Raw genomic sequence first — 21,606 nt, 5'->3', positions numbered from 1 at the left:
GTTAAAAGTAAAATTATTTCAGTCATTAGAAAATTTCTTGATGGTCTTCTGGACAATGACTCCACATGGCCGGTTGATAAGAGATCCTGGCCAAATCGACGGGATCTCTTAAAGGATCTCTTAAAGGATCACTTATCACTTATCACTTATCACTATCGACTGGAGGCTTTTTGCGGCCATTGTATTCATCGATTTTATTGAAGATGAAGGCTGCCAGAGTTATTGACAAACTAGGAACGCTACTCATTTTAACCAGATGTATAAATTTATTTAAATTAAAATCTACTGTTCCAGTATAATAAAATTCGATCGTAATTCTAATAAGCAACCCCAAAAATAAAAAGCAAATAAAAAAATAAAATGTCATCAGGATAAGGGTTGAAATTGTTAATTTATTTTTCATTTATTATCCTTATTGATCATCACTTCTTTCGTTACAGAGTTTATATATTCAAATGTAAACGCTCCACCTGCATCGTAAATAAACCCAGGTAAATTACCATCAATAACCTTACCAACCCCGATCGGCGCATATTTCCCAAATCCCCCGCCGAACACAGAACCCGCAATGGCTCCGCCCTGACCAGACAAACTCGGTCCATCCGTCATAAATGCGCCGCCCATATTAATCAGCGTATTTTCGCCGATTTTATAACCCGGAGCCAGATAACCTGCTCCTGCCGCAACCGCTGCACTGTAATAACTGAACTCACCATCGGGTGCCATATTTATATACTGGAATGCAGAATTAGCCCCTCCGCCAATCACCGCACCGGCAATGCCTTTTCCTATGGCTATTGTCGGACCAAGATAAAACGCACCGGCCATAAATACGCCATCCTGATAGCCTTCGACTATCGCTTTGGTGATATTCGCCCCTTCCGGCAAATCCCCTTTCGCTATTTTATCCAGCCCTGCCTGTGTCTGCTCGGGCGAGAGATTATTATCTACAGCAAACTGATTCCATGAGCCTGCTGTATCAATATAATCCATCATCCCTGAAGGCAGATTAAAGTGATTGTATTCCGTCGCATTCTTACCTGCCTGACCACCCGCAACAGCACTTTCTGTATCATCACCTGCAATTCCGCCCGCCAGCCCCGCAGCCAGCGTACTCAGCGCCACGATTTTCTGCTTTTCGTTCTCCGTCAGATCTTCGCATTTCACGCCCGGATAAAGCACCTGGGCGATTAGCTCACCGGTAGCGGCACCTGCCGCACCCGCAGCGGCATCACGTCCCTGTAGCTCTGCGATCACACCGCCGACAATCGCATGGGCGATAGCATTGGCGGCAGCGTTATCTTCGCCGACCTGCTTCTTGATTTGCTCCGCCAGATACGGAGCCGTACTGTCCCTGAAGCGCCATAGTTGCTGCGTGATACCTTGCTGGATTACAGACAAAATCTCGATCAAAGCAGGTATTTATATTTACCTGAGTTGGTGTAAATTAAATCGAAACATAAGCCAGTTCCCTATACCGAGCATACAGCCTATCACTCCTCCATTTTTAATAATGCGAACCCAGTTAAGCTGGAGAATTGTTTTATCTGTTAATAACCACTCAATGAAAAAACCAATACAAGAAATCATAAAACACCAAATAAAGATCATGAGCAGTAGGAATGTTAATGGATGTTTCATTGCTTATTCCTCTTCAGTATCTCTTGATTTATAACCGAACCGCTATACTCTAGGCCGAAAGCACCCGCTGTTCCTCCAAAAACCCCAGGAAGAGGACTCATTTCCCCACCTTTAAAAATCAATCCATAGCTAAAAGTATTCTCTGTATATTTAAGGGCATTACTACTGGCTGACATACCAAAGTAATCTTTGATTGCCCGACTTTCCATTTGATTAGTAATACCTGAACCAATACCAAAACCAATACCCGTACCTGCCGCTGCACCCATCATGGCAGCCTTTGAATCCTGCCCTGAAAGCTGACTGGTAAAATACGCGTTACCAACATTAATCATTAAATTTGAGTTCAGTGACTTACCAACCCCTGCAGCGCCAGTAATTCCCGATGTGACAAAGCTCAGATAATCAAATTTATCACCGGTATTACCATTCAGAAGTTGAACCCCGCCATTAGCTCCATAGCTCAACCCTGCACCGATCAACTTATTTCCGAAGGTTGCAGAGGATGTAAATAAGGATCCACCGCCAGCAACTATACCCCAGAAATTTTCAGGTTCACCTATGAAGGCCAGCCCTTTATTACCCATGTTGGTGTTGCCATTCAGATAATTCAAATCATAACTATTATTATCCAGAACATATATTTTGACATCATCATTCTCCAATGATCCGTATAGCCAGTCAGGACGCTCACCTGCGGCAAGGCCACCCTCAATATTCCACTTAGTTTGACCAGCGAGTGCCGTTAATGGATCTTCTGCGACCTGTATCTGCATATCCGCTCGATTCTCTTTGTTTAACACATCGTATTTACGGATGGTGTCTGAACAATCACGACCAGAAGCCCTGCACTCTGTCATTTCCTTATCGAACGCACGCGCCTGATCAAAACTCAGATAATTATTCTCAACCGTATTCTTCCCACCCTGCGCCCCAGCAATAACACCCGCCGTATCATCACCCGCAATTCCACCCGCCAGACCCGCAGCTAACGTACTCAGCGCCACGATTTTCTGCTTTTCGTTCTCCGTCAGATCTTCGCGTTTCACGCCCGGATAAAGTGCCTGGGCGATTAGCTCACCGGTAGCGGCACCTGCCGCACCCGCAGCGGCGTCACGTCCCTGTAGCTCTGCGATCACACCGCCGACAATGGCGTGGGCGATGGCATTGGCGGCAGCGTTGTCTTCGCCGACCTGTTTCTTGATTTGCTCCGCCAGATACGGAGCCGCACCGCCTGCCAGTGCTGCTGCCATATCACCGCCCGCCAGCCCCTGAAGTGCCATCGTCGCTGCGCTGATACCTTGCTGGATATCACTTCCGGTACCGTACTGTTTCTGGGTATCTTTGTAGCTGCCGGTCTCTTTCAGCGCCGCAGTGTAGGCATCCCATTGCTCTTTTGTTCCTTCTTTGCCCGGCGGGGTTATGCCTTTTTCTGCCAGCTCTGTCTTGCCTGCACTTATCGCTTTAATCTCACCCGCCGTCCGCGCAATATCTGCCGCCTGACTGCCTGCGTCCCCCAGCGCCTGCGCGATTTCCAGCCGCTTCTGCTCTTTCTCTTTATCAAAGATAGGGCTGATGCTGCCGTTGGCATGTTCCGCATCACGGCTTAAATCCGCCACGTCCTGCTGCTGGTTTTCGGTATCGCGGATGTTGATGGTGCCCGCAGAAATCGCCGCTTTCGTGGTGCCTGATGCCTCACCTTCACCGCCTGCACCCACCAGCACGCCGTTCGCCATATTGCCGATAAAGTTCTCTGCAACAGTCCCACCGGTGCTGATGCCTGCGCCCTGGTGTTCGGTGCTGTATTCCGCTTTATTGCCGATGTCGCTGAAGCCTAACGTGCCGGTGTCGAGGCTGTTTTTATCCGCAGAACCTGTGCTGGCAATCACCGCGCCATCGAGCTGGGTATGCCCGCCCACCGTGATATCAAAGCCGCCGTCACCGGCAAAAATACCGCTCTGCTCAGTGACCGAGTTGTAGTCGCTGTCCATGCCGTCGTTACTGGCACTGATGCCGCCCGAACCGGTCATGGTGCCGAAGGAGAAGCTGGCGCCGCCGCTGATGCTCTTCTGGCTGCTGTCGTAATAGTCGCTGTCCTGCAGGCTGCTGATGGTCAGGTCGCCGCCGATATCCGCCACCACGCTGTTGCCGCTCACCTGCGCACCGGCAATCGTTGTGTCGTCGCCGCTGTTAATGCTGATGCGGTTGCCCGCGTCGATGGTGGTTTCGTTATGCTGCGTGCCGTTGCCCGACTCGCTGCCTCTGGAGGCGTTGCCGCTGGCGGAGATGTTGATACCGGCACCGCTCTCGCCCATGCCGATGCCAATCCCTATGGCACCGCCGCTGCTGCTGTTTTCTCCTTCCAGCCACTGGGTGTTCTGCGAGGAAATCAGGTTGATGTCGTCTGCCGCGTTCAGCGCCACGTCCAGCCCGGCTTTAATCTGGCTGCCGACGGCGGTGATATCGCCGCCCGTCGCGGTTATCGACAGGTTATCACCCGCCGTCAGCGTGCTGCCCGTGGCGGTATTCTGCCCGCTGTGGCTCTCGGATTTGGACGACTGCGTGCCAACCGAGGCGCTGATACCAAACGCCGTGGAAGCATCGCCGGTGGTGGCCTGCGCCAGCTCCATCGCCTGACCGGTCGATACGCCGCTCATCACGCCTTGTGCAATTTTCAGCGCCGCCAGCCGGTCGTCACTTTCATCACTCACCGACTGCACCGTCGACACCGCGCTGTTTACCGCACTGCCTGCCGCACCCGATAACGCTATCGTCAGCCCGCTCTGTTTCTGCTCGAACGATTCATCGTGGGTGCGCGCATCGCGGCCCGGTTCAATCAGCACGCTGTCGCCTTTAATGCTTAAATCCTTCCCGGCGATAATATCTGCGCCACCGATATGAGCCTGGGCACCGGCGTTAATGCTGACGTTGCCGCCCGTCGAGCCGACGGTGCTGAAACTCTGGCTCTGCGTGGTGCCTTCATCGTTCATTTCATAGCGTGATTTACTGGTGCCAATGGTGACGCCAATGCCGCCGCCGCTGAACATGCCGCTCTTTTTCTTCTCTTTGAGACGGTATGTTGAGTCGGTGTTGGTCGCCGCCACGATGTCGATATTGTTGCCCGCATTCAGGCTGACATTGCCGTCGCCGACCACCGCTGAGCCTTTCACCAGCAGATCATTTCCGGCGATGAGGGTTACGTTATCGCCGCTGAGCAGGGTGCCTGCTTCACGGGTTGCGCTGTCTTCCTCCACCGTGTGCGTGGTGGTTTTTTTCATGAACCCTTTTTTAGTTTTGGTTTCTTCTTTGAAGTGGTAATCACTTTCAGTGGCGGTTTCGAGGTTAATGTCACGGCCTGCGCCAATACCGATATCGCCGCTGGCAATTACCTGTGCCGCTTCGCTGTTGACGTCACGTCCGGCAACGATTGTGGTGTTGCCGCCGCTGACGATTTCAGTGCTGTCCTGGCGTACCGATTCGTTGATTTCGACCTTTTTCTTCGCTTTGTAGCTGCTGCCGTCGGTGGTTTCTGTCGCCATCAGATTCACATCGCGACCGGCCTGCATCGCCACGTCACCTTCTGCGGCGAGTCCTGCGGCCTGGCTGTTGATATCCTGCCCGGCAACCAGCGTCAGATCGCCGCCTGCGGTTATCGTCGTGCGGGCGTTGTCAGTGCTGTGGGTTTCACTTTTGCCACGACTGGCACTCTGACTGGTTTCTATGGCATTCAGGTTCAGATCATTGCCTGCCAGCATCAGGAGGTTTTTGCCTGCGGCGACGTCTGCCCCGACGATGTTGATATCCTTGCCTGCGACCAGACTCATACCATCCTGTGCGGTAATACTCGCTACCGGATTGACAAAGGTGTCCGCAAAGCTGTCAGATTCCCCCCGGGCACCGGAGCCTCTTGCCACCAGTTGTTCGGTCTGTGTGATGTTATTAATGCTGCCGCCTGTGCTCTCAAGCTGGACGGTTTTGCCAGATATCGCGGATCCAATGTTGTTGATATCGCCCAGCGCGCCCAGTTGTAGTGCACTGCCTGCCTGCATCAGGCCAGCATTCAGGTTGCTGATGCTGCTCTGACTACCGATAAACAGGTTATTGTTTGCGGCGAGGGTGCTGCCGCTATTGGTGACACTGCCGCCTGAAAGTCCGACATTATTGCCAGCAATCACGCTGCCGTTATTCACCGTCACGTCTTTTGGTGACAGATACACTTTTGGCACCATTACCGTCTGGCCGTTGATGCTGGCGGATTCCCACCACAAGATACTGCTGTCGAGCGCGGCGATTTGCGTAGCCGTCAGCGCTACACCAAAGGCCAGTCCAAGCGACTGCTGCGTACCTGCCGCGTTATCCATCAGGTATTGCATCTGCTCGAGATCAGAACCGAGGCCGCTGATATAGCGGCTGCCGGTCTGGTTGAGCATAAAGTTGCTGACGTAGCGCGTATCGAATGCCGCATCACCGAGGAAGCGATAATCGTATTCCGGCTGCAGGTTAAGTTTGTCGAGGAAGTACGCCGAACCGAGGAATTTATTCTGGTCGGTGTACTGGCTGTTAGTTTCACGCGGAGCCGTACCGGGTTGGATCCCCATTAATGCGTACAGGTCGCCAAACAGGCTTTGATCCAGTTGCCCCAGCCCGTCGAGTTTCGGGTTCGTGGTGATCAGATACGGGCTGTTCGCATCGGTTGAAGGGACAAAATAGCCATTATTATCCGACGGCAGAGGATACAAGCTGTTGCCCCCGGCGATGTGAGCAAGCGCATCGGTGAGGCTGTCGTACCATTGCGGCGAGGTGATGTCCGCGCTATCTGCGTTGGCGAGATCTTGCTGCTGAACGCCATCAGGCTGGCTGAGTGTATTTAGCGTCGGGGCAGTGATGATGTTACCCGCTCCCCGGGTATTTGGGTTGAGTATTATATTGCTGATATCGTTACTGAAAGAGGCGATAATATTCCCGCCAGCCTGGATAACCGCACGATAGAGTTGACCCTCCGGCTCCAGAACCAGACGGTCACCCTTACGATATCCCCACATTTGAAAAGCGCCCATGGCGTAATTACCCGCGTAGTCGAGGGTATAAATCGTTTCTATGGCGCTGGTTCCGGCCTGGTAACTCAGATTGCGCAGCTCTCCACCGCGAAGTGAAATATCCCCGTCAGCCATGAGCAGCCCCGCCTGGTTTTCAAGCACCGAGGCCGAAACAGACAGGTTGCGCCCGCTTACAATGCGTCCAACATTACCGCGAGTACTGACTGTAACCGTTTCACTATCACTTTCCCGCAAACGATATTCCGGCACTGGCTCCAGTTCATAAAACATGTTAACCATGAGATATTCACCGCGATCGTCCGTTCTCAGCCAGTAATCACCATTGTAAGGCAGGGGGGTAATAACATTGCCGTCTTCTACGGAGACTAAGGTACGCTGAACCTGAATATCTTCATAACCGTTGTAGAAATAAGACGTTGATGCCGTAATATCCCCATTTACCGTCTCGATATTCCCCGAAGTATTCACCACTTCGGCGTTCGCATTGCCCGCCATATCGCGCTGCATCCACAGGCTGTTACCGGCCAGAATATCGCCGTGGTTATTGCGGATGGTATTGGCCAGCAGATACATATTGTTGCCCGCATACAGCAGGGTGGTATTGAGGATACTGCTGGCGGCATTGAGGGTCAGTGAGCCCGCAGTGCCGATAAAACCGGCCACCGTAATATTCCCACGGCTGTTCAGTACCACGTCGCCACCAGCCTGTAATGTGCCTGCGGTGTTCATCGAAATACTGCCTGCTGAGAGGGTGCTTGCACCGCTGCCGGTGGTGATTTGTCCGTTATTAGTGAGCGTCGTTCCGGCAGTCATATTCACCGCCTGGCCTTGCATCACGCCCTGATTGTTTATCGCGCCATTGCTGGTGATATCCAGCACGTTGCCTGCCGCCAGCACGTTTTTTCCTGTAAAAGCGCTGGTTAATTTCAGGGTTAAATTACCCAGCGCAACCACCTGACCCAACTGTTCGAAAACGCCGCTGGTCAGCAGTAAGTTACCGCCGCTGTAAAGTTTACCTGCGGCCCTGTGTTCAATCCGGTCGGCATGAACCGCCAGATTCGAGGTGCTAAACACCGTTCCTGAATTATCGATTGCAGCGGCATTCAGCAGCAGAGATGTGGCCTGTAGCCAGTTGTAGTTGGTCAGGCTCGCCGTGTTAAACGTGAGTTCGCCGCCGGAGAGGATTTTACCGTCGTTACGTGCGGACGCTGAGGCATCAATACGTGTCGTGCCGCCGCCCTGAATCAGGCCGTAGTTCACGAGATTTGGCGTGGTGAGGTTCAGGGTGTTCTGGCTCAGGACAATACCGGCAGCGCGGTTGGTCAGATTACCGGTGAATGCGAGGTCATTGTTCCCCTGAATACGCCCGCTGTTGTCGACAGAATCGCTGATCAGCGCAATATCCGTACCCTGAATTTGCCCGGCATTATTGACCGTCGCCGCGTTCAGTCTCAGGGCTCCGCCTGTTAACAGCGTTTTGTCCTGTTGCTGAATAAATGCCCTCGTCAGCGCCACTACCAGTCCGTTGACGCCGATAATGTCGCCATTGTTATTTAGCGACGCGCCGTTTATCACCAGATTATTGCCCTGCAATGCGCCACGGTTATCAAGCGACTCTCCCGTCAGGGTGAGATCTGCGGCACTCAGCAGAGAGCCATGATTAGCGATGCTTTGCATGGCAAGGCTGGCGTTGCCCTGGCTTAAGATGTCACCGTCGTTACTCAGTGTGCCGGTAAGTGAAACATCCAGTTTATCCGTCCCAAGCAGGGAACCTGTGTTCGTCCAGTCACGGGCGGTGATAACAACATTTTGTCCCTGCAGGGTGCCTGCGGTATTGAGTAAACCCGCATCCAGGGTCAGTGAGCCTGCCGTCAGCGTGCGGCTGGTGCTGCCTGTGCTCAGTTCATCTGCCGTCATGTGCAGCGCAGAAGTTCCTTGCCACAGGCCATCACTACTGAACGTAGCGGACGTCAGTGACAGGCTGTTCCCCATTACCTGTCCGGCATTGAGAACGGTATTCCCGCTGATATCCAGATGCCCCTGACTTAAAAACAAGCCGTCACTCAGGTTATTAAAGTGTCCGCTGTTTACAGTGAGATTCGCCGCAGTGGTTACGCCGCCATGAATCAGATTCTGTGCCGTAAGCGTGAGTGCACCCTGTGCCACCTGAGTGCCATAAAGCGTGGCATCCGTGGCTGTCAGCGTGAGCGTACCATCAGACTGGAGCTGCGCGTCACGCTGGCTGGTCAGTTTATTCGCCTGCACCCTAAGATCGCCGTGGGCGATAACATCCCCGCCCAGACTTGCTTCACCGGTTTTCAGTGAAACATTGCCCAGACTGGTCGACAGTGAACCCTTTGCGGTTGTCAGTGACTGGCCATCTATTGCCAGTGATTTTTTGCCTGATAAGGTCCCGTTTTGCCGGATATCTTCCGCAGACACAACCAGCGCTTCATCAGAAAGAATTTCTCCACCCGCTGCGTTGCTCAGTGTTTTTACGGTACTTATCGAGGTAGTGCCTTTGGCAGCAATTTTTCCGCTGTTGGACAGGGAAGCGCTGCTTATGGCGGCGTTATTACCGGCTATCAGCTGGCCCTGATTTGTTATCGTTCCCGCCACCTGTGCTGAAATATTACGCGCCGTATTGACGCTGCTGCGGTCATCCTGTGTTAAATCTTGTGCGTTGAGATTGAGGTCGTTTCCGGCAGTCAAACGGCTGTTGCTTAACGTCAGTTTGCCATCGCTGTTCAGGACGATATTGTTGTCGCTGGCAAAGGTGCCGTTGTTAAGTGCAATGTCCTGCCCGCTGACATTCATACTGCCACTGGCTTTATGTTCACCGCTCAGCGTAACGCTTTCCCCTCTGGCATTCAGGCTGCCGCTGGCAAGGCTGTTTTGCACGGTGAGTTTGCCGCTGGCATCCAGCGTGATATCCCCCTGACGGGCGTTCAGGTTGCCGAGGTTAACTCCCACGCCTTTATCGCTGGAAATCAGGCGGATACGACTGGCGTACATGCCGCCGAGCGCGCCGGTATCCACCGCCACCACGGGTGCTGCGCCTTCACCGGCCATCGCGGTTACGCGGCCATTTTTATCCACGCGGTTAGCGCCGGCGATAACGTTCAGCGCGTTAGCATGAATTTGTGCATTCACTTCGGTGGCCCGCGAGATGATTGACAACGCATCCGACTGGCTGGCATTCAACCCCTGGCCTTCAACGGTGATGGAACCTTTTTTGACATCAAGGGATTGTAAGTTGCCACTCGCATCGAACACCGGTTTACCCGTGGTGAGCGTGGCGTTCGGTGTATTGATAAACCCGCAGCCGTTACAGGTGATGCCATACGGGTTAGCAACCATCACGTTGGCCGCTTTTCCTGCGACTTCTGTGTAACCGTTCAGTTGTGAACGGTTCGCGCCCGTCACTTCGTTAATAATGCCGCGCGCTTCCTGGCCTGCTTTCAGGTTGGGGTTGTTCTGAATCAGCCCGCCTAACTGCGTTTGGTTTAGCTGGCCGGTGGCATTATTGAGGATCAGCCCCTCTTTACCGACGTTGTAATTTTGAAACTGGTTATGGGAAATCCCCGCTCCGTTAGGTGTGGCGATATTCACTACCGGCACACCGTTTCCGGCCTTATCGATACCTGTAGCACTATTTGCAGGCGCCGGTGCGGCAAACACCGGCAAAACAGGTTGTCCTGCCAGCAAGCCACAGATCAAATAACTCAGTATGCGTTGAGCAAAACACATTGGTTGTTGATGATTATCCATAATCGTTTTCCCTTAAATCACAAACGCGATGCGGTAATAAATGCTGAGGTGGTCAGGCGCTAACCAGTCCGGATATTGCAACGGTGTACCCACGGTAAACTGGCTGGAGTAGTGACGGTTTGTGGTAGAAAGCCCGACAGCGGCTCCCCACAACGTGCCGGACGCCCACGGGTCTTTGTTATCTTTTTGCAGCCAGCCACCGTCGAGTGCGACCACGCTGCTGACCTGGCCGATAAGCGGCAATGTGAACAGTCTGTAGTTCAGCTCGTTACGCCAGTAGCCGCCGTTATCGCCGGAAAGATATTGCTCTTTAAAGCCGCGTACCGAGCTTTCGCCACCGATGGTCAGACGCTCGCTGCCATACAGCCTGTCCGGCGACCACTGACCGTAGACGCTGGTCAGCCACCATAAATCTTCAGCCACCGGCAACTGAAAGCTGCCGTTCAGGCTCCATTTTTTAAATCCGGCTTTCGGCAAGTCATCATTTTTGCCGTTATCGTCTTCCGCACCCAGCCAGGACACGCCATGGCTGAAAGTGGGGTTGAAAGTTGCGACGCCACCGAAGATTTTTTGCGTGTGGTTGAGGCCAAACAGCAGGCTGGTCAGCTTGCGACTGCTGCTGTCGAGCAACACATCATTGAGATAGTTATTGCTGATCTGATGTGTCAGTCCGATGGAGGCACCGGTTTTGATATCGCCATCGCGGAATAACACCCGCGAGGTGGTAAAACGGTGGCTGATGCTGTCGCCGGTCGATGCCCAGCCAAAGCCATTGTTGTCAATGGTGCTGAGGTAGTTGCTCCAGCTATAGCTGTAATCAAACAGGTTATAACCGTAGGGAATGCTCAGCCCGGCCTGAACATTTTGTGCGTCATGCGTGGATGAAAAATCGCTGCTGCGCCCGCCGCTGACGAACCATTTATCCGCAATACCCAGCACATTATTGGCCGTCAGTGAGCCGCCAGATTGCCCTGTACCGGTACTTTTCTGCCCGCTGTTATCAAAGTTAAGTGAGAAACTGAGCGGGAATTCCGGCGAGGCGGTGAGATTGACAATGGAATAGCCTGATTTCTTGCCCGGAAGGATCTCTATTTGCACCGGATCGTTGCGCAACCGGTTGATTTGCTCCATACCCTGTTCGATGTCACGCAGGTTAAGAATGCCGCCTTCCAGTCCCGGGAAAGCCATTCTTAATTGTGTCGCTGACATGCCTTCGAGGGTAATTTTCTCAAGACGTCCTTCCAGTACCGAAATATGTAATTCGCCCTGAGATAAATCCTGTTCGGTGATAAAAGCCCGGCTGGTTATATATCCCTGGTGAATATACCAGTCAGAGATTTGACGGGTTATCTCCGCAATCCCGTTCATCCCAATACATTGGTTAAGATGAGGTTTATTAATCTCGCGTTGTTTTTTATCAGAAAGAAGTGTTACGTTATTTATATATATTTTATGAATGTAAAAGCAGGGGCCATTATTTTCTTCTATGTGCGATTCGGTGGGTGAAACGGGAGAAAAACTGCGTTGTAGATCATCACGTTGTTGCTGGCTTTGCCTTAATAATTCCTGTTGTTCCTGACGGATCAGGTCTCGGTCTGCCGGATTCAGGGGGGCCGCAACGCCGGATGTAATGATGCCAGCCATTAAAATGGGCAGAATATATTTAAGGAATGAATATTTACACAAAACAAATTTATCCCATGGATACTTAATGAAGTAATATTTTGATACAGATTTTAATATGATGTTTCGTGTCGACAAATAAATCAAATTTTTTAATGGTATTGAGGGGGGGAATTTATTTCGGAGCCGTGCTGATAAGTGATTTAGTGAGATTCACCCGTAAATTATCTTATTCCGTTATAGGAAAGGATTATTAATTCCAATCCATTGCGCTTCACAGTCACTGGTTCCGCAATATAACCGGGGCACGGATGACTCAGTAATGCAAAGGCCACCGGGGAAAATAACGTCTTCAAGATCAGCACGTTTGGCGGCTCCTGGTTTGAACTGGTTGCGTTCAGCGATGATTTTCAGCGCTGTCCGGTGATACGTCTGGTAGTTGAAAATGAACGAGCAGGCGTAATAGTTCCGGTGCCCCTGCGCATCGAAACGGGCGACATGTCCCAGCACACCGATCTGGTGGCCATCCAGAACATAAGCTGCGTTCACGCCGCACCATTCTTCGGCGGCGACCTGTCCCTGCAACAATGTCGCCTGAGCTATCTTGCCCAGGGTCAGGTCCTCCAGTGAATCCAGCAGAATATAGCCGATGGTACCCCGTCCGCCGGTTTCACCCTGCGGACGGGTAAACAGTAATACTTTTCCGTCCGGTAAACCCACCGGACGGATGTCTTTCATGCCCTCAGGCCCGATAAAAAATGGGCGCAGGGAATACAAATCGGTCCCCCGGTACAGCACGGTTTTCCAGCGCAGTCTCCCGCTGGTGTCATCCGCCGGTTCAACACTCACCCCGCCAAAAATAAACTCCCCGCAGATCCGGGTAAAAAACGGATCCTGTAGAGCGAAGACCGGCGCGTCGGGCAGTAATTCGCACTGGCGGACACCATCAAATGCAAAAAATTTTACCTGTGATAACTCGGAGTTTCTGGGCTCGACACGGGCCGCAATGACCGAAGTATCACCGCACTGAAACGGAGCGGTCAGGTTATAAACATCGTCGTCTCCTGCGCCGGAGAACTGGATTTTTTCTCCGGCGGGTACCGGCAATTTCAGAGTACGAAATTGCCGGAGTAATGTTTCAACCCTGCTCACAGCGGCAATCCGAGATGCGCCCATAAGGCATCAAGCGGCATTGTCGCCAGCCCGATACATTCATCGGCTGCGCCGTAGTAAATTTTCAGCAAATCCTGTTCCAGCAGTGCGCCGCAGGTGAACACCACGTTGCCAAAGAATCCTTCTTTCTCATATATCGCTTCAGGCTGTAACAGCGGCACTGGAGACCTGGCGAGGATGTTGAACGGATTATTCAGATCAAGCAGCATCGCGCCGAGGCAATAACGCTGGTCTTTATCCACGCCGTGATAAATCTGCAACCAGCCGCGCGTCGTTTTCATCAGCGGTGCGCCGCCACCCAGCTTCAGCGCATCCCAGTCGCCGGAAGCACTGCCGAGTAAATGGCGATGATTGCCCCAGTGCAGCATGTCCGGTGATTCACACATCCAGATCTCCGGCTTACCAAAATGTTTGGGTGAAGGACGGGTCAGCGCCTGATATTTGCCGTTAATTTTTTCCGGGAAGAAGCAGACATCGCGGTTATCGGGGCAGAAAATCACGCCTTGTTTTTCCACCGTGACAAAATCGGTGGTCGTCGCCAGCGCGGTGGAAATGCCATACGGCGAAATGGCCGAATAGTTGATGTAGTAAACGCCATCGATCAGCGTAATTCGCGGATCTTCACAGCCAAATTGTTCGTATTGCGTATCAGCGGTCAAAAAGGGCTGTGCATCAACACTAAAATCTTCGCCATTATGACTACGCGCTAACCGCAGATGCGACATGGAGGTCAGCCAGATCACTGAAGGGTCAGCTTTCAGCGCAATCATTCTCGGGTCGCTGAAATCATAGGCCGGGTCGTCACGTCGAAAACGTTTCGTGCCCGCCCGCCAGACGTTTTGCTGGTTCACCAGAAGCGGTACTTCCAGACAATTAGCATCCGTTGAGATCACGCTTTCCGCGACACGAAGCAACAGCAGGGTTTCACCCTGATACGAACATACGCCTGCGTTAAAAACACAATCGACCTTCCAGCCGGGCTGGGAAGGTGCAATGTCAGCAGGTGTTAACAGCGGATTTTTTTCACTTCTGAGCATTTTCATGGTTTACCTTTTTGATAAGAATTTGGTTTTTTTCCAGCAGCGGTTCATCCGTGCCAAACAAGACTGAATTGCCGTCGGCATAGCCCACGTTGACGACAGGCGGACCGAAATTGATCATCACTTCCAGACATTCCGCGCCCAGCTGGCGGCGGAAAATCAGACATTGCTTAAACAGCGTGAGGTACTGATAGTGGCCCCCCTGAAGAGAAGGGTGTGTATTTCTTATGTGGATCAGCTGCTTATAACGGGTCAAAACTGATTGTGAGCACTTACTCTCATTTTCGACGTTAATCTGGCTTTCACGGGCATCGGCTGGCGTCCACGGGACAGGTAAACGGGAGGCATCGCGGCAGAAAGGTAATGCGTAAGTAAGCGCTTGCTCCTCATTCATGCCCTGTGAAATAGCGGTGTGATAGTGCGTGATTCCCTGAATATCCCGCATCTGTTGCAAATTCTGCGGGACAAAATCGGTCATGCCGATTTCTTCTCCCTGGAAGATAAAAGGCAAGCCCCGGGTGGTCATTTGCAGGGCAAAAATGGCTACAGCGCGGGGAATATCGCGGGGTGATTCACCGAAACGGCTGATCATGCGTGACATATCATGGCTGGAGAAAAACAGTGTCGGTAAACCGGAGAGTGTGTTTTCCATTGCCTGTATTTCGGCGAAGATCGCTGCAATATCGAAGCGTTTCTGGCTGCCAAGGTTGAAATTGAACACCACGTCCAGCAACTCTGTGCCCTGATAAGGTGCCATTACCGGCAATTCATCACTGCCCACTTCGCCAATCAGCAGGAATTCACCTTGCGCACGGATATGGCGACACAGGCGATTCACCACGCTGAGCACACCGGGCTGATTGATATCTTTATCATGAGGGGGCTCTGCGCCTGCCTCAACGGGTGGATGATCTTCCCCGATACCGTCAGTGGTCAGAAAATTAATCACGTCAAACCGGAAGCCGTCGACGCCGCGCGCTATCCAGAAATCGAAGATTTTTTTGATCTCATGCTCAACGGCGGGATTGGACCAGTTCAGGCATACCTGTTGAGGCGAGAATTTATGGTAGTAACTGGCCGTCCCGCCGGGTTCCTGCGTCCAGGCTGAACCGCCAAAGAAAGAGGTCCAGTTGTTGGTTTGTTCACGAAAGAAAAAGAAGTCACGGAACGGACTGTCCGGCTGACGGAGCGCCGCCTGAAACCACGGATGCTGGTCCGAAACGTGGTTAATCACCACGTCGATGACCAGCAAGATATCGCGCTGATGACAGGCCGCAATCAGTTCATCGAAAAGGTCTACTGTGCCAAAGCGCGGGTCAACGGCGCAGTGATCACTAATGTCGTAGCCATTATCCACCAGCGGAGAGGGATAAAAGGGGGTGATCCAGATGCCGCCAATGCCCAGCTCAGCCAGATAATCCAGTTTAGAAACCAGCCCCAGGAAATCGCCTAATCCGTCAGCATTACCGTCGCAGAACGAGGGTAAATACACCTGATAAAATACCCGGTCCTGCCATGTTTTCAGGTTGTCCATCATTCAGGCCTGTTATTTAAGTGAAAGCGACATCCCTTCCAGGAAATGCTTCCTGAAGAGGATAAACAAAACGACGATTGGTAAGGTTTGCACTACCGAACCCGCCAGTACCGGGCCGACATAAATGCCATAGGATTTACTGAACGTTGCCAGCAGCACTGAAAGCGGCATTTTGTTGGCATCCTGCATCACAATCAGCGGCCAGAGGAAATTGTCCCAGGCGCTGGTAAAAGTAAAAATCGCGACGATAGCCAGAATCGATTTGTTGAGGGGCAGCATGACATGGAGCAATATTTTGATAAGACCGGCATGATCTAACCTTGCGGCATGAATATAGTCATTTGGCGTGCCTTTGAAACTCTGCGAGATCATAAAAATCCCCCAGCCATTCATCACAAACGGTAAAATAAGGGCGCCATAGGAATTAATCATGCCGAGTTCACGCATCAGCACGAAATGCGGAATAATAAACATGAAAGCCGGAAAAACCATTTGCAGGATGAGCAGGTTTTTGAAAATATCCCGGCCTTTAAATTCCATTTTTGCCAGCGCATAACCAATTAAACAGGAACTCAGCGTGACGCATACCGTTATGGTTGATGTAATGAATATGGAGTTAAACAATGTGCGCAGAAAGGGTTTTTCCGCTTTACCGGTACCATCAAACAGGAAAATATAATTATCGAATGACAGCGGGCCGGAAAAAAGAGATGTCGTATAAATATCGGCTGTATTTTTAAACGAACCGATTAACATCCACAAATACGGATATAACCAGGTGATGGCCAGCGCAAACATCAGCAGGTGGATCGCCACGGAGCTGATTGTTTGTTTCAGTAAAAATTTTTGTACAGGAGCGGCGGCTCCCGTCTCCACAGATTGTGTCTTCATCATACGATCTCGATTTTCTTTTCCAGACACCGGCGCAATATCCAGATCAATGTGAAACTGAACAGCGCGACAATAATTGACATGGTAGCGGCCCAGCTTGGCTGCATCTGCCGGAAGGCGGCTTCATACATCACCACCATTGGCGTGGTGGTGCTTTTCAGCGGACCGCCTCCGGTGATGAGATAGGGTTCGGTGAAAATACTGAACGCTACTGTGATCGCGAGAACCAGCACCATGACTATCTGGGCATTCATCAGGGGCAATGTGATATGCCATATTTTTCCGAGGCCCGTGGTTTTATCGAGATCGGCGGCATCGTAAATATCTTTGGGAATAGTAATCAGCCCGGAATAAAAAATCAGGCCGTAATAGCCGACAAATTTCCAGGTGATAATAAGGGCAATCGATAACATGGCGAAATCCGGATGGGTGAACCACGGGACGTTAACGCCAAACATGTCCATCAGGAACGTATTTATCGGTCCTGTTTCACTGAACAGTTTGGAAAATACAATGGAATACGCCACGCCGGATGAAACATTGGCGAGCAGGAAGCTCAGGGCAACAAACGCTTTGCCATATTTTATTTTTCTTAATCCGAACGCGAATAATAATGAAGACACCAGGACAATGGGCAGATAGTAAGCCAGAAATTTAAATACGTTATACATCGCCGTCCAGAATAAAGGATTCTGCATGACGGCGATAATATTCTTCACGCCGTTAAAAGACGGTGCGCCAATAAATTTCCAGTCAGTAAAGCTCAGCACCGCCAGCCAGAGAAAAGGATAAAGCCAGAATACCAGCGAATATCCGAGGTAAGTGGAGGCCAGAAGGCCTCCGAGTGATGACTCTTTCATTTTTATCATCACTTACTGCTCCAGCGTTTTGTCGATCTCTTGTGAGGACGCCTGAATCACCTCGGGTATCGGGCTATTTTTAAACACCAAATTTTCAATCATTTGCGTCATCGTCCGCTGGACTTCAACGGTTTTAGTGACTGGTGCTGGCGGAACCGCTTTCGACACGTAGGAGGCGATCGCATTAACCAATGCGTGCTGTTGCAGATACTCTTCAAAAATCGGATTACTTTGCAGATCTTCCCGGGCAGGCGGCATGCCGGTGAGTTCCAGCCAGCGTCGGTCATGTTTAGGATCGCTGTATACCCATTGAATAAACTTCCAGGCGTCGGCCTGCACTTTTGACGTACTGAACATCACGATCCCTTTGCTGTCAGCCATGGTGGCAACGCCGGGTTCGCCGGTTTGTGTCGGCATCGGGCCGATACGGATGGTTTTTAACACTTCGGGAAATTGTTTCTGATAGCGGTCGATATCCCATGGACCACGTACCGCGCCCAGCACGGTTCCCGCTGCCAGCGGATCGTCTGCGGCGGTGAAGTCGTAGCTGGTCCATTTGTTCGCAAACATTTTGTTGAGGAAGGTGAGGGTCTGTTGTCCGGCTTCGTTATCAAAGCTGGATTTGTGATCCTGAATATACGGGCTGCCCTGAGAGGCGGCGTAATACAGCGGAATAAAGTCAAACCAGCGATCCCACCAGTTTTTGCCGCTGGTGATTTGCAGACTGTAACCTTTCTGGTTTTGCGTTATCCGTTCTGACAGCGTGTAAATCTCATCATAGGTGGTCGGCACATGATCAAAACCTTGCTCAGCCAGCAGATCGCTGCGCCACCAGTACACGACCGGGCTGATATAAATCGGGATAACATTTTGCTGCCCTTCGAACTGCCATGATGCCATGGCTTTCCCCATATGTCGGGTTTCAACCAGTTCCTGAAAACCGGGCATTTTGGCGTAGTCATTGAGTTGTTTAAGTTCAGATAACTGTTTCGCGAAGCCGATAAAAATATTGGTGGATATATCGGGCTCAGTGCCTGATGCCAGCGCGTTCATAATGGCTTCTTCAGAACTCCCCGCAGCCGGTATTGGCGTGAATTCCACTTTTCTGTTGGCCGGATTACTGTTCCATTCTTTTACCACCTCGCCCCAATACACTTCCTGAGTAACATTAGGCGCTATCCACATTTTAATGCTGGTTTGATCTTTCTCCTCAGGCCCGCAGCCCGAAAGAAATAACGTGATACCTGCAAGTGCAGCCAGTTTCATTATTTTCATGCTGTATCCTATTTCCATTAGGTTGTTATTAATAATTCATCATTATATTTAATGGTTATTTATATTATATTTTTATGAGTGGACTTCTATTTTAAACGCTAGCATGGACATACAATCAGTAAACGTTATTACGGTCACAGAAATGATTTTGTTTAACGTTAAACTTTATTTTATATATTCATTGCAATAGCCTATTTTCTGTGAGTATATATTGGCGAATTAATGGTTTTTCAGACAGGGGATTTCATTTATTCAAAGCATTCAGGAGTGTGTAAACTGAGTAAGATAACCTTAAAGTCAATTGCCCGTGAATTAGGGGTGACGCATACGACGGTGTCGAATGCATTTAATAATCCGGGAAAGTTATCTGAATCCTTAAGAAAACGAATAATTGATTATGCGCATTCCGTTAATTTCTACGGCCCTGATAATATCGGGCGCGCATTACGTACCGGCAGGTCGGACGCAATTGGCATTATCTTCAATGACACGCTGAGTTATGTTTTTACTGACAGCCATGACGTGCAGCTCATGCAGGGCATCGCCGGTGAATGTGACCGGAAAGGTGTCAGCATCATCCTGATCCCGTTGCATAACGGACAGGGCGCGCGGGCCAGTGTGATTAACACTGCGGTAGATGGCTATATCCTTAATGCGACACACAATAATGACCAGATTATCGCTAAGGCATTGTCAAAAAATCTGCCTGTGGTGACCACGGATTTTAAAATTCCCCCGCACAGCAGTGTCTCCATTGATAACTACCGGGCGATGAGGGAAATTTGCCTGCACCTGCTGGAAAAAGGACACCGTGAATTCGGCATTATTTCATTTCCTTCACTGCAGGGGCGTAAGGGTGTCGTGCCATTGAGTCAGGATATTTCAGGCGATAATGACGTTATGATCACCCGGGTGAAATCTTGTGTGGAGACTTTCCGCGAATGGAATATCGAACTCGATAATTGCTTTCTTTGTGAAACAAGCCATCACGAGATGTTTGGCGAAATAGCAGCGCAGGAATTACTTAAAATAAATCCGGGAATAACCGCGTTTATTTGCCTGTCTGACCGCTTTGCGCAAGGTGCGATTAATTATTGCCGGCAGGCCGGGTTACGTGTTCCGCAAAATATCGCGATTACCGGATTTGATAATATTCCCCGGCCAGAGAATGAAATCGGGCTCACTACCATTGCCCAGGATCCGGTCAGAAAAGGTGAGATAGCCGCGGCCTTGCTGCTGGAGGGGAAAAATAATATTCACTTAGACCTTGAGTTTACGTTAATTATACGTGGTTCTACCTGATTCCCGGTGGGGCCATAAAGACGCAAGTACTTATGTCTATTTTCAGGATGAAATATGGCCTTATTAACGTGTTTTAAAGCTTACGATATACGCGGTGTTTTGGGCAGTGAATTAAACGAGGATATTGCTTACCGTATCGGTTGTGCATTTGCGCATTTTTATCGCCCAAAACGGGTGGTGCTGGGCAGCGATATTCGCCTGACATCACCGGCTCTCAAGCAGGCCGTTGCGCGCGGACTGATGGATCAGGGCTGCGGCGTGATTGATATTGGTATGACCGGCAGCGAAGAGGTGTATTTTGCCACCCGTTCCCGGCAGGCTGATGGCGGAATTCAGATCACCGCCAGCCATAATCCGGATAATTATAACGGTATGAAGCTGGTAGGACGGGATGCAAGACCTGTCAGCAGCGAAAATGGTTTACACGATATTCAGGCACTGGCCGAAAAACATCTGTTTTCGGCGGTGGCGCAGCCCGGTGGGTATCAGCAGCTTTCAAACCGCCGCGCTTATCTGGATCATCTGCTTAGCTATTTAACGTTACCGTTCGGACGGCCTCTGCGGGTGGTGGTTAACGCAGGAAACGGTGCGGCTGGCCCGACGCTGGATGCGCTGGAACACGCCTTTCTGGCACGCGGTATTCCCCTTACGCTAATAAAAATTCACCATGAGCCGGACGGCACTTTCCCCCACGGTATTCCCAACCCGATGTTGCCGGAAAACCGACTGGCGACATGCGATGCGGTGCGTGAACATCAGGCGGATTTGGGCATTGCCTGGGACGGTGATTTTGACCGTTGCTTCATCTTTGATGAACAGGGTGAATACGTTGAGGCGTATTACATTGTGGGATTGCTGGCTGAACTGTTTTTGCAACGCTCGCCCGGCGAAAAAATCCTTCATGATCCGCGTCTGGTCTGGAATACCCGCGACATTGTCAGCGCCAGACACGGTATCGCCATCGAAACCAAAACCGGCCATGCCTTCATCAAAGAAAGAATGCGCAGTGAAAACGCTATTTACGGCGGTGAAATGAGCGCCCATCACTATTTCCGCGATTTTGGTTACTGCGACAGCGGGATGATCCCGGCCTTGCTGGTACTACAACATCTCAGCCAGTGCAGCCGGAAAATGTCCGGACTGATTGCTGCCCGTAAAGCCCTTTTCCCGGTATCCGGCGAAATCAATATCTCCGTCAGTCAGCCCGCTGAGGCCATCAGCCGTGTCCGCGACCATTACCAACATCTGGCGCTAAGTATCCGCCAGACTGACGGGCTGAGTATGGAATTCGATAACTGGCGGTTTAATTTGCGCGCTTCCAATACTGAGCCGCTCCTGCGCCTCAACGTCGAAACCCGACAATCCACCGCGCTGTTAACTGAAATCACCGGAAAACTGCTCGCCCTTGCCGGGGCGTAACCGCTCATCTTTTTGTTTCA

The 21,606-nt window shown here is 51.1% G+C and carries 12 protein-coding genes; 2 read left to right on the top strand and 10 right to left on the bottom strand.

Features of this window, described 5'->3' with window-relative positions; genetic code table 11:
- Positions 1-142: 142 nt before the first annotated feature.
- The 10 genes from AACU55_RS05020 to AACU55_RS04975 all read right to left on the bottom strand — a co-directional run bounded on the left by AACU55_RS05020 (position 143) and on the right by AACU55_RS04975 (position 18,865).
- A complete protein-coding gene (locus AACU55_RS05020) occupies positions 143-403 on the bottom strand; it encodes a hypothetical protein (protein WP_134706775.1) in 261 nt (86 codons plus the stop codon).
- The gene (locus AACU55_RS05015; protein ID WP_339382225.1) at positions 400-1,401 is read right to left on the bottom strand and encodes a VENN motif pre-toxin domain-containing protein; all 1,002 of its coding nucleotides are present in this window, start codon (positions 1,399-1,401) and stop codon (positions 400-402) included. The genes AACU55_RS05020 and AACU55_RS05015 overlap by 4 nt, the downstream gene beginning before the upstream one ends.
- A 236-nt stretch (positions 1,402-1,637) precedes the next feature.
- Complete coding sequence (locus AACU55_RS05010) at positions 1,638-10,469, bottom strand: hemagglutinin repeat-containing protein (protein ID WP_167686168.1); 8,832 nt, start codon at positions 10,467-10,469, stop codon at positions 1,638-1,640.
- A 12-nt stretch (positions 10,470-10,481) separates the two neighbouring features.
- On the bottom strand, positions 10,482-12,113 hold the full coding sequence (locus AACU55_RS05005) for a ShlB/FhaC/HecB family hemolysin secretion/activation protein (RefSeq protein WP_167686167.1): 1,632 nt from the start codon (positions 12,111-12,113) through the stop codon (positions 10,482-10,484).
- Positions 12,114-12,329: 216 nt separating this feature from the next.
- Positions 12,330-13,244, bottom strand: a complete 915-nt coding sequence (locus AACU55_RS05000; protein ID WP_134706773.1) for a DUF1861 family protein — start codon at positions 13,242-13,244, stop codon at positions 12,330-12,332.
- A complete protein-coding gene (locus AACU55_RS04995) occupies positions 13,241-14,302 on the bottom strand; it encodes a glycoside hydrolase family 130 protein (RefSeq protein ID WP_134706792.1) in 1,062 nt (353 codons plus the stop codon). Before AACU55_RS04995 ends, AACU55_RS05000 begins: the two co-directional genes overlap by 4 nt.
- Complete coding sequence (locus AACU55_RS04990; RefSeq protein WP_134706772.1) at positions 14,289-15,839, bottom strand: alpha-amylase family glycosyl hydrolase; 1,551 nt, start codon at positions 15,837-15,839, stop codon at positions 14,289-14,291. Before AACU55_RS04990 ends, AACU55_RS04995 begins: the two co-directional genes overlap by 14 nt.
- A 12-nt stretch (positions 15,840-15,851) precedes the next feature.
- Entirely contained in the window at positions 15,852-16,676 is an 825-nt protein-coding gene (locus AACU55_RS04985) for a carbohydrate ABC transporter permease (RefSeq protein WP_037035433.1), read from the bottom strand.
- 53 nt (positions 16,677-16,729) lie between these two features.
- Positions 16,730-17,599, bottom strand: a complete 870-nt coding sequence (locus AACU55_RS04980) for a carbohydrate ABC transporter permease (protein WP_037035432.1) — start codon at positions 17,597-17,599, stop codon at positions 16,730-16,732.
- Positions 17,600-17,602: 3 nt separating this feature from the next.
- On the bottom strand, positions 17,603-18,865 hold the full coding sequence (locus tag AACU55_RS04975; protein WP_112197608.1) for an ABC transporter substrate-binding protein: 1,263 nt from the start codon (positions 18,863-18,865) through the stop codon (positions 17,603-17,605).
- Between the two features lie 222 nt (positions 18,866-19,087).
- On the opposite strand from AACU55_RS04975, the gene AACU55_RS04970 reads away from it, so the two are divergent.
- Positions 19,088-20,167, top strand: a complete 1,080-nt coding sequence (locus tag AACU55_RS04970; protein ID WP_240785679.1) for a LacI family DNA-binding transcriptional regulator — start codon at positions 19,088-19,090, stop codon at positions 20,165-20,167.
- 54 nt (positions 20,168-20,221) lie between these two features.
- A complete protein-coding gene (locus AACU55_RS04965; RefSeq protein WP_134706771.1) occupies positions 20,222-21,586 on the top strand; it encodes a phosphomannomutase CpsG in 1,365 nt (454 codons plus the stop codon).
- The last annotated feature ends 20 nt before the right edge of the window (positions 21,587-21,606 follow it).

It is taken from the genome of Rahnella sp. CJA17(1/100), from assembly GCF_963881615.1.
In the GTDB taxonomy this organism is placed as follows: Bacteria; Pseudomonadota; Gammaproteobacteria; order Enterobacterales; family Enterobacteriaceae; genus Rahnella; species Rahnella aceris.
Note: the sequence above shows the minus strand (reverse complement) of the source record. Positions and strands in the feature narration are given on the sequence as shown.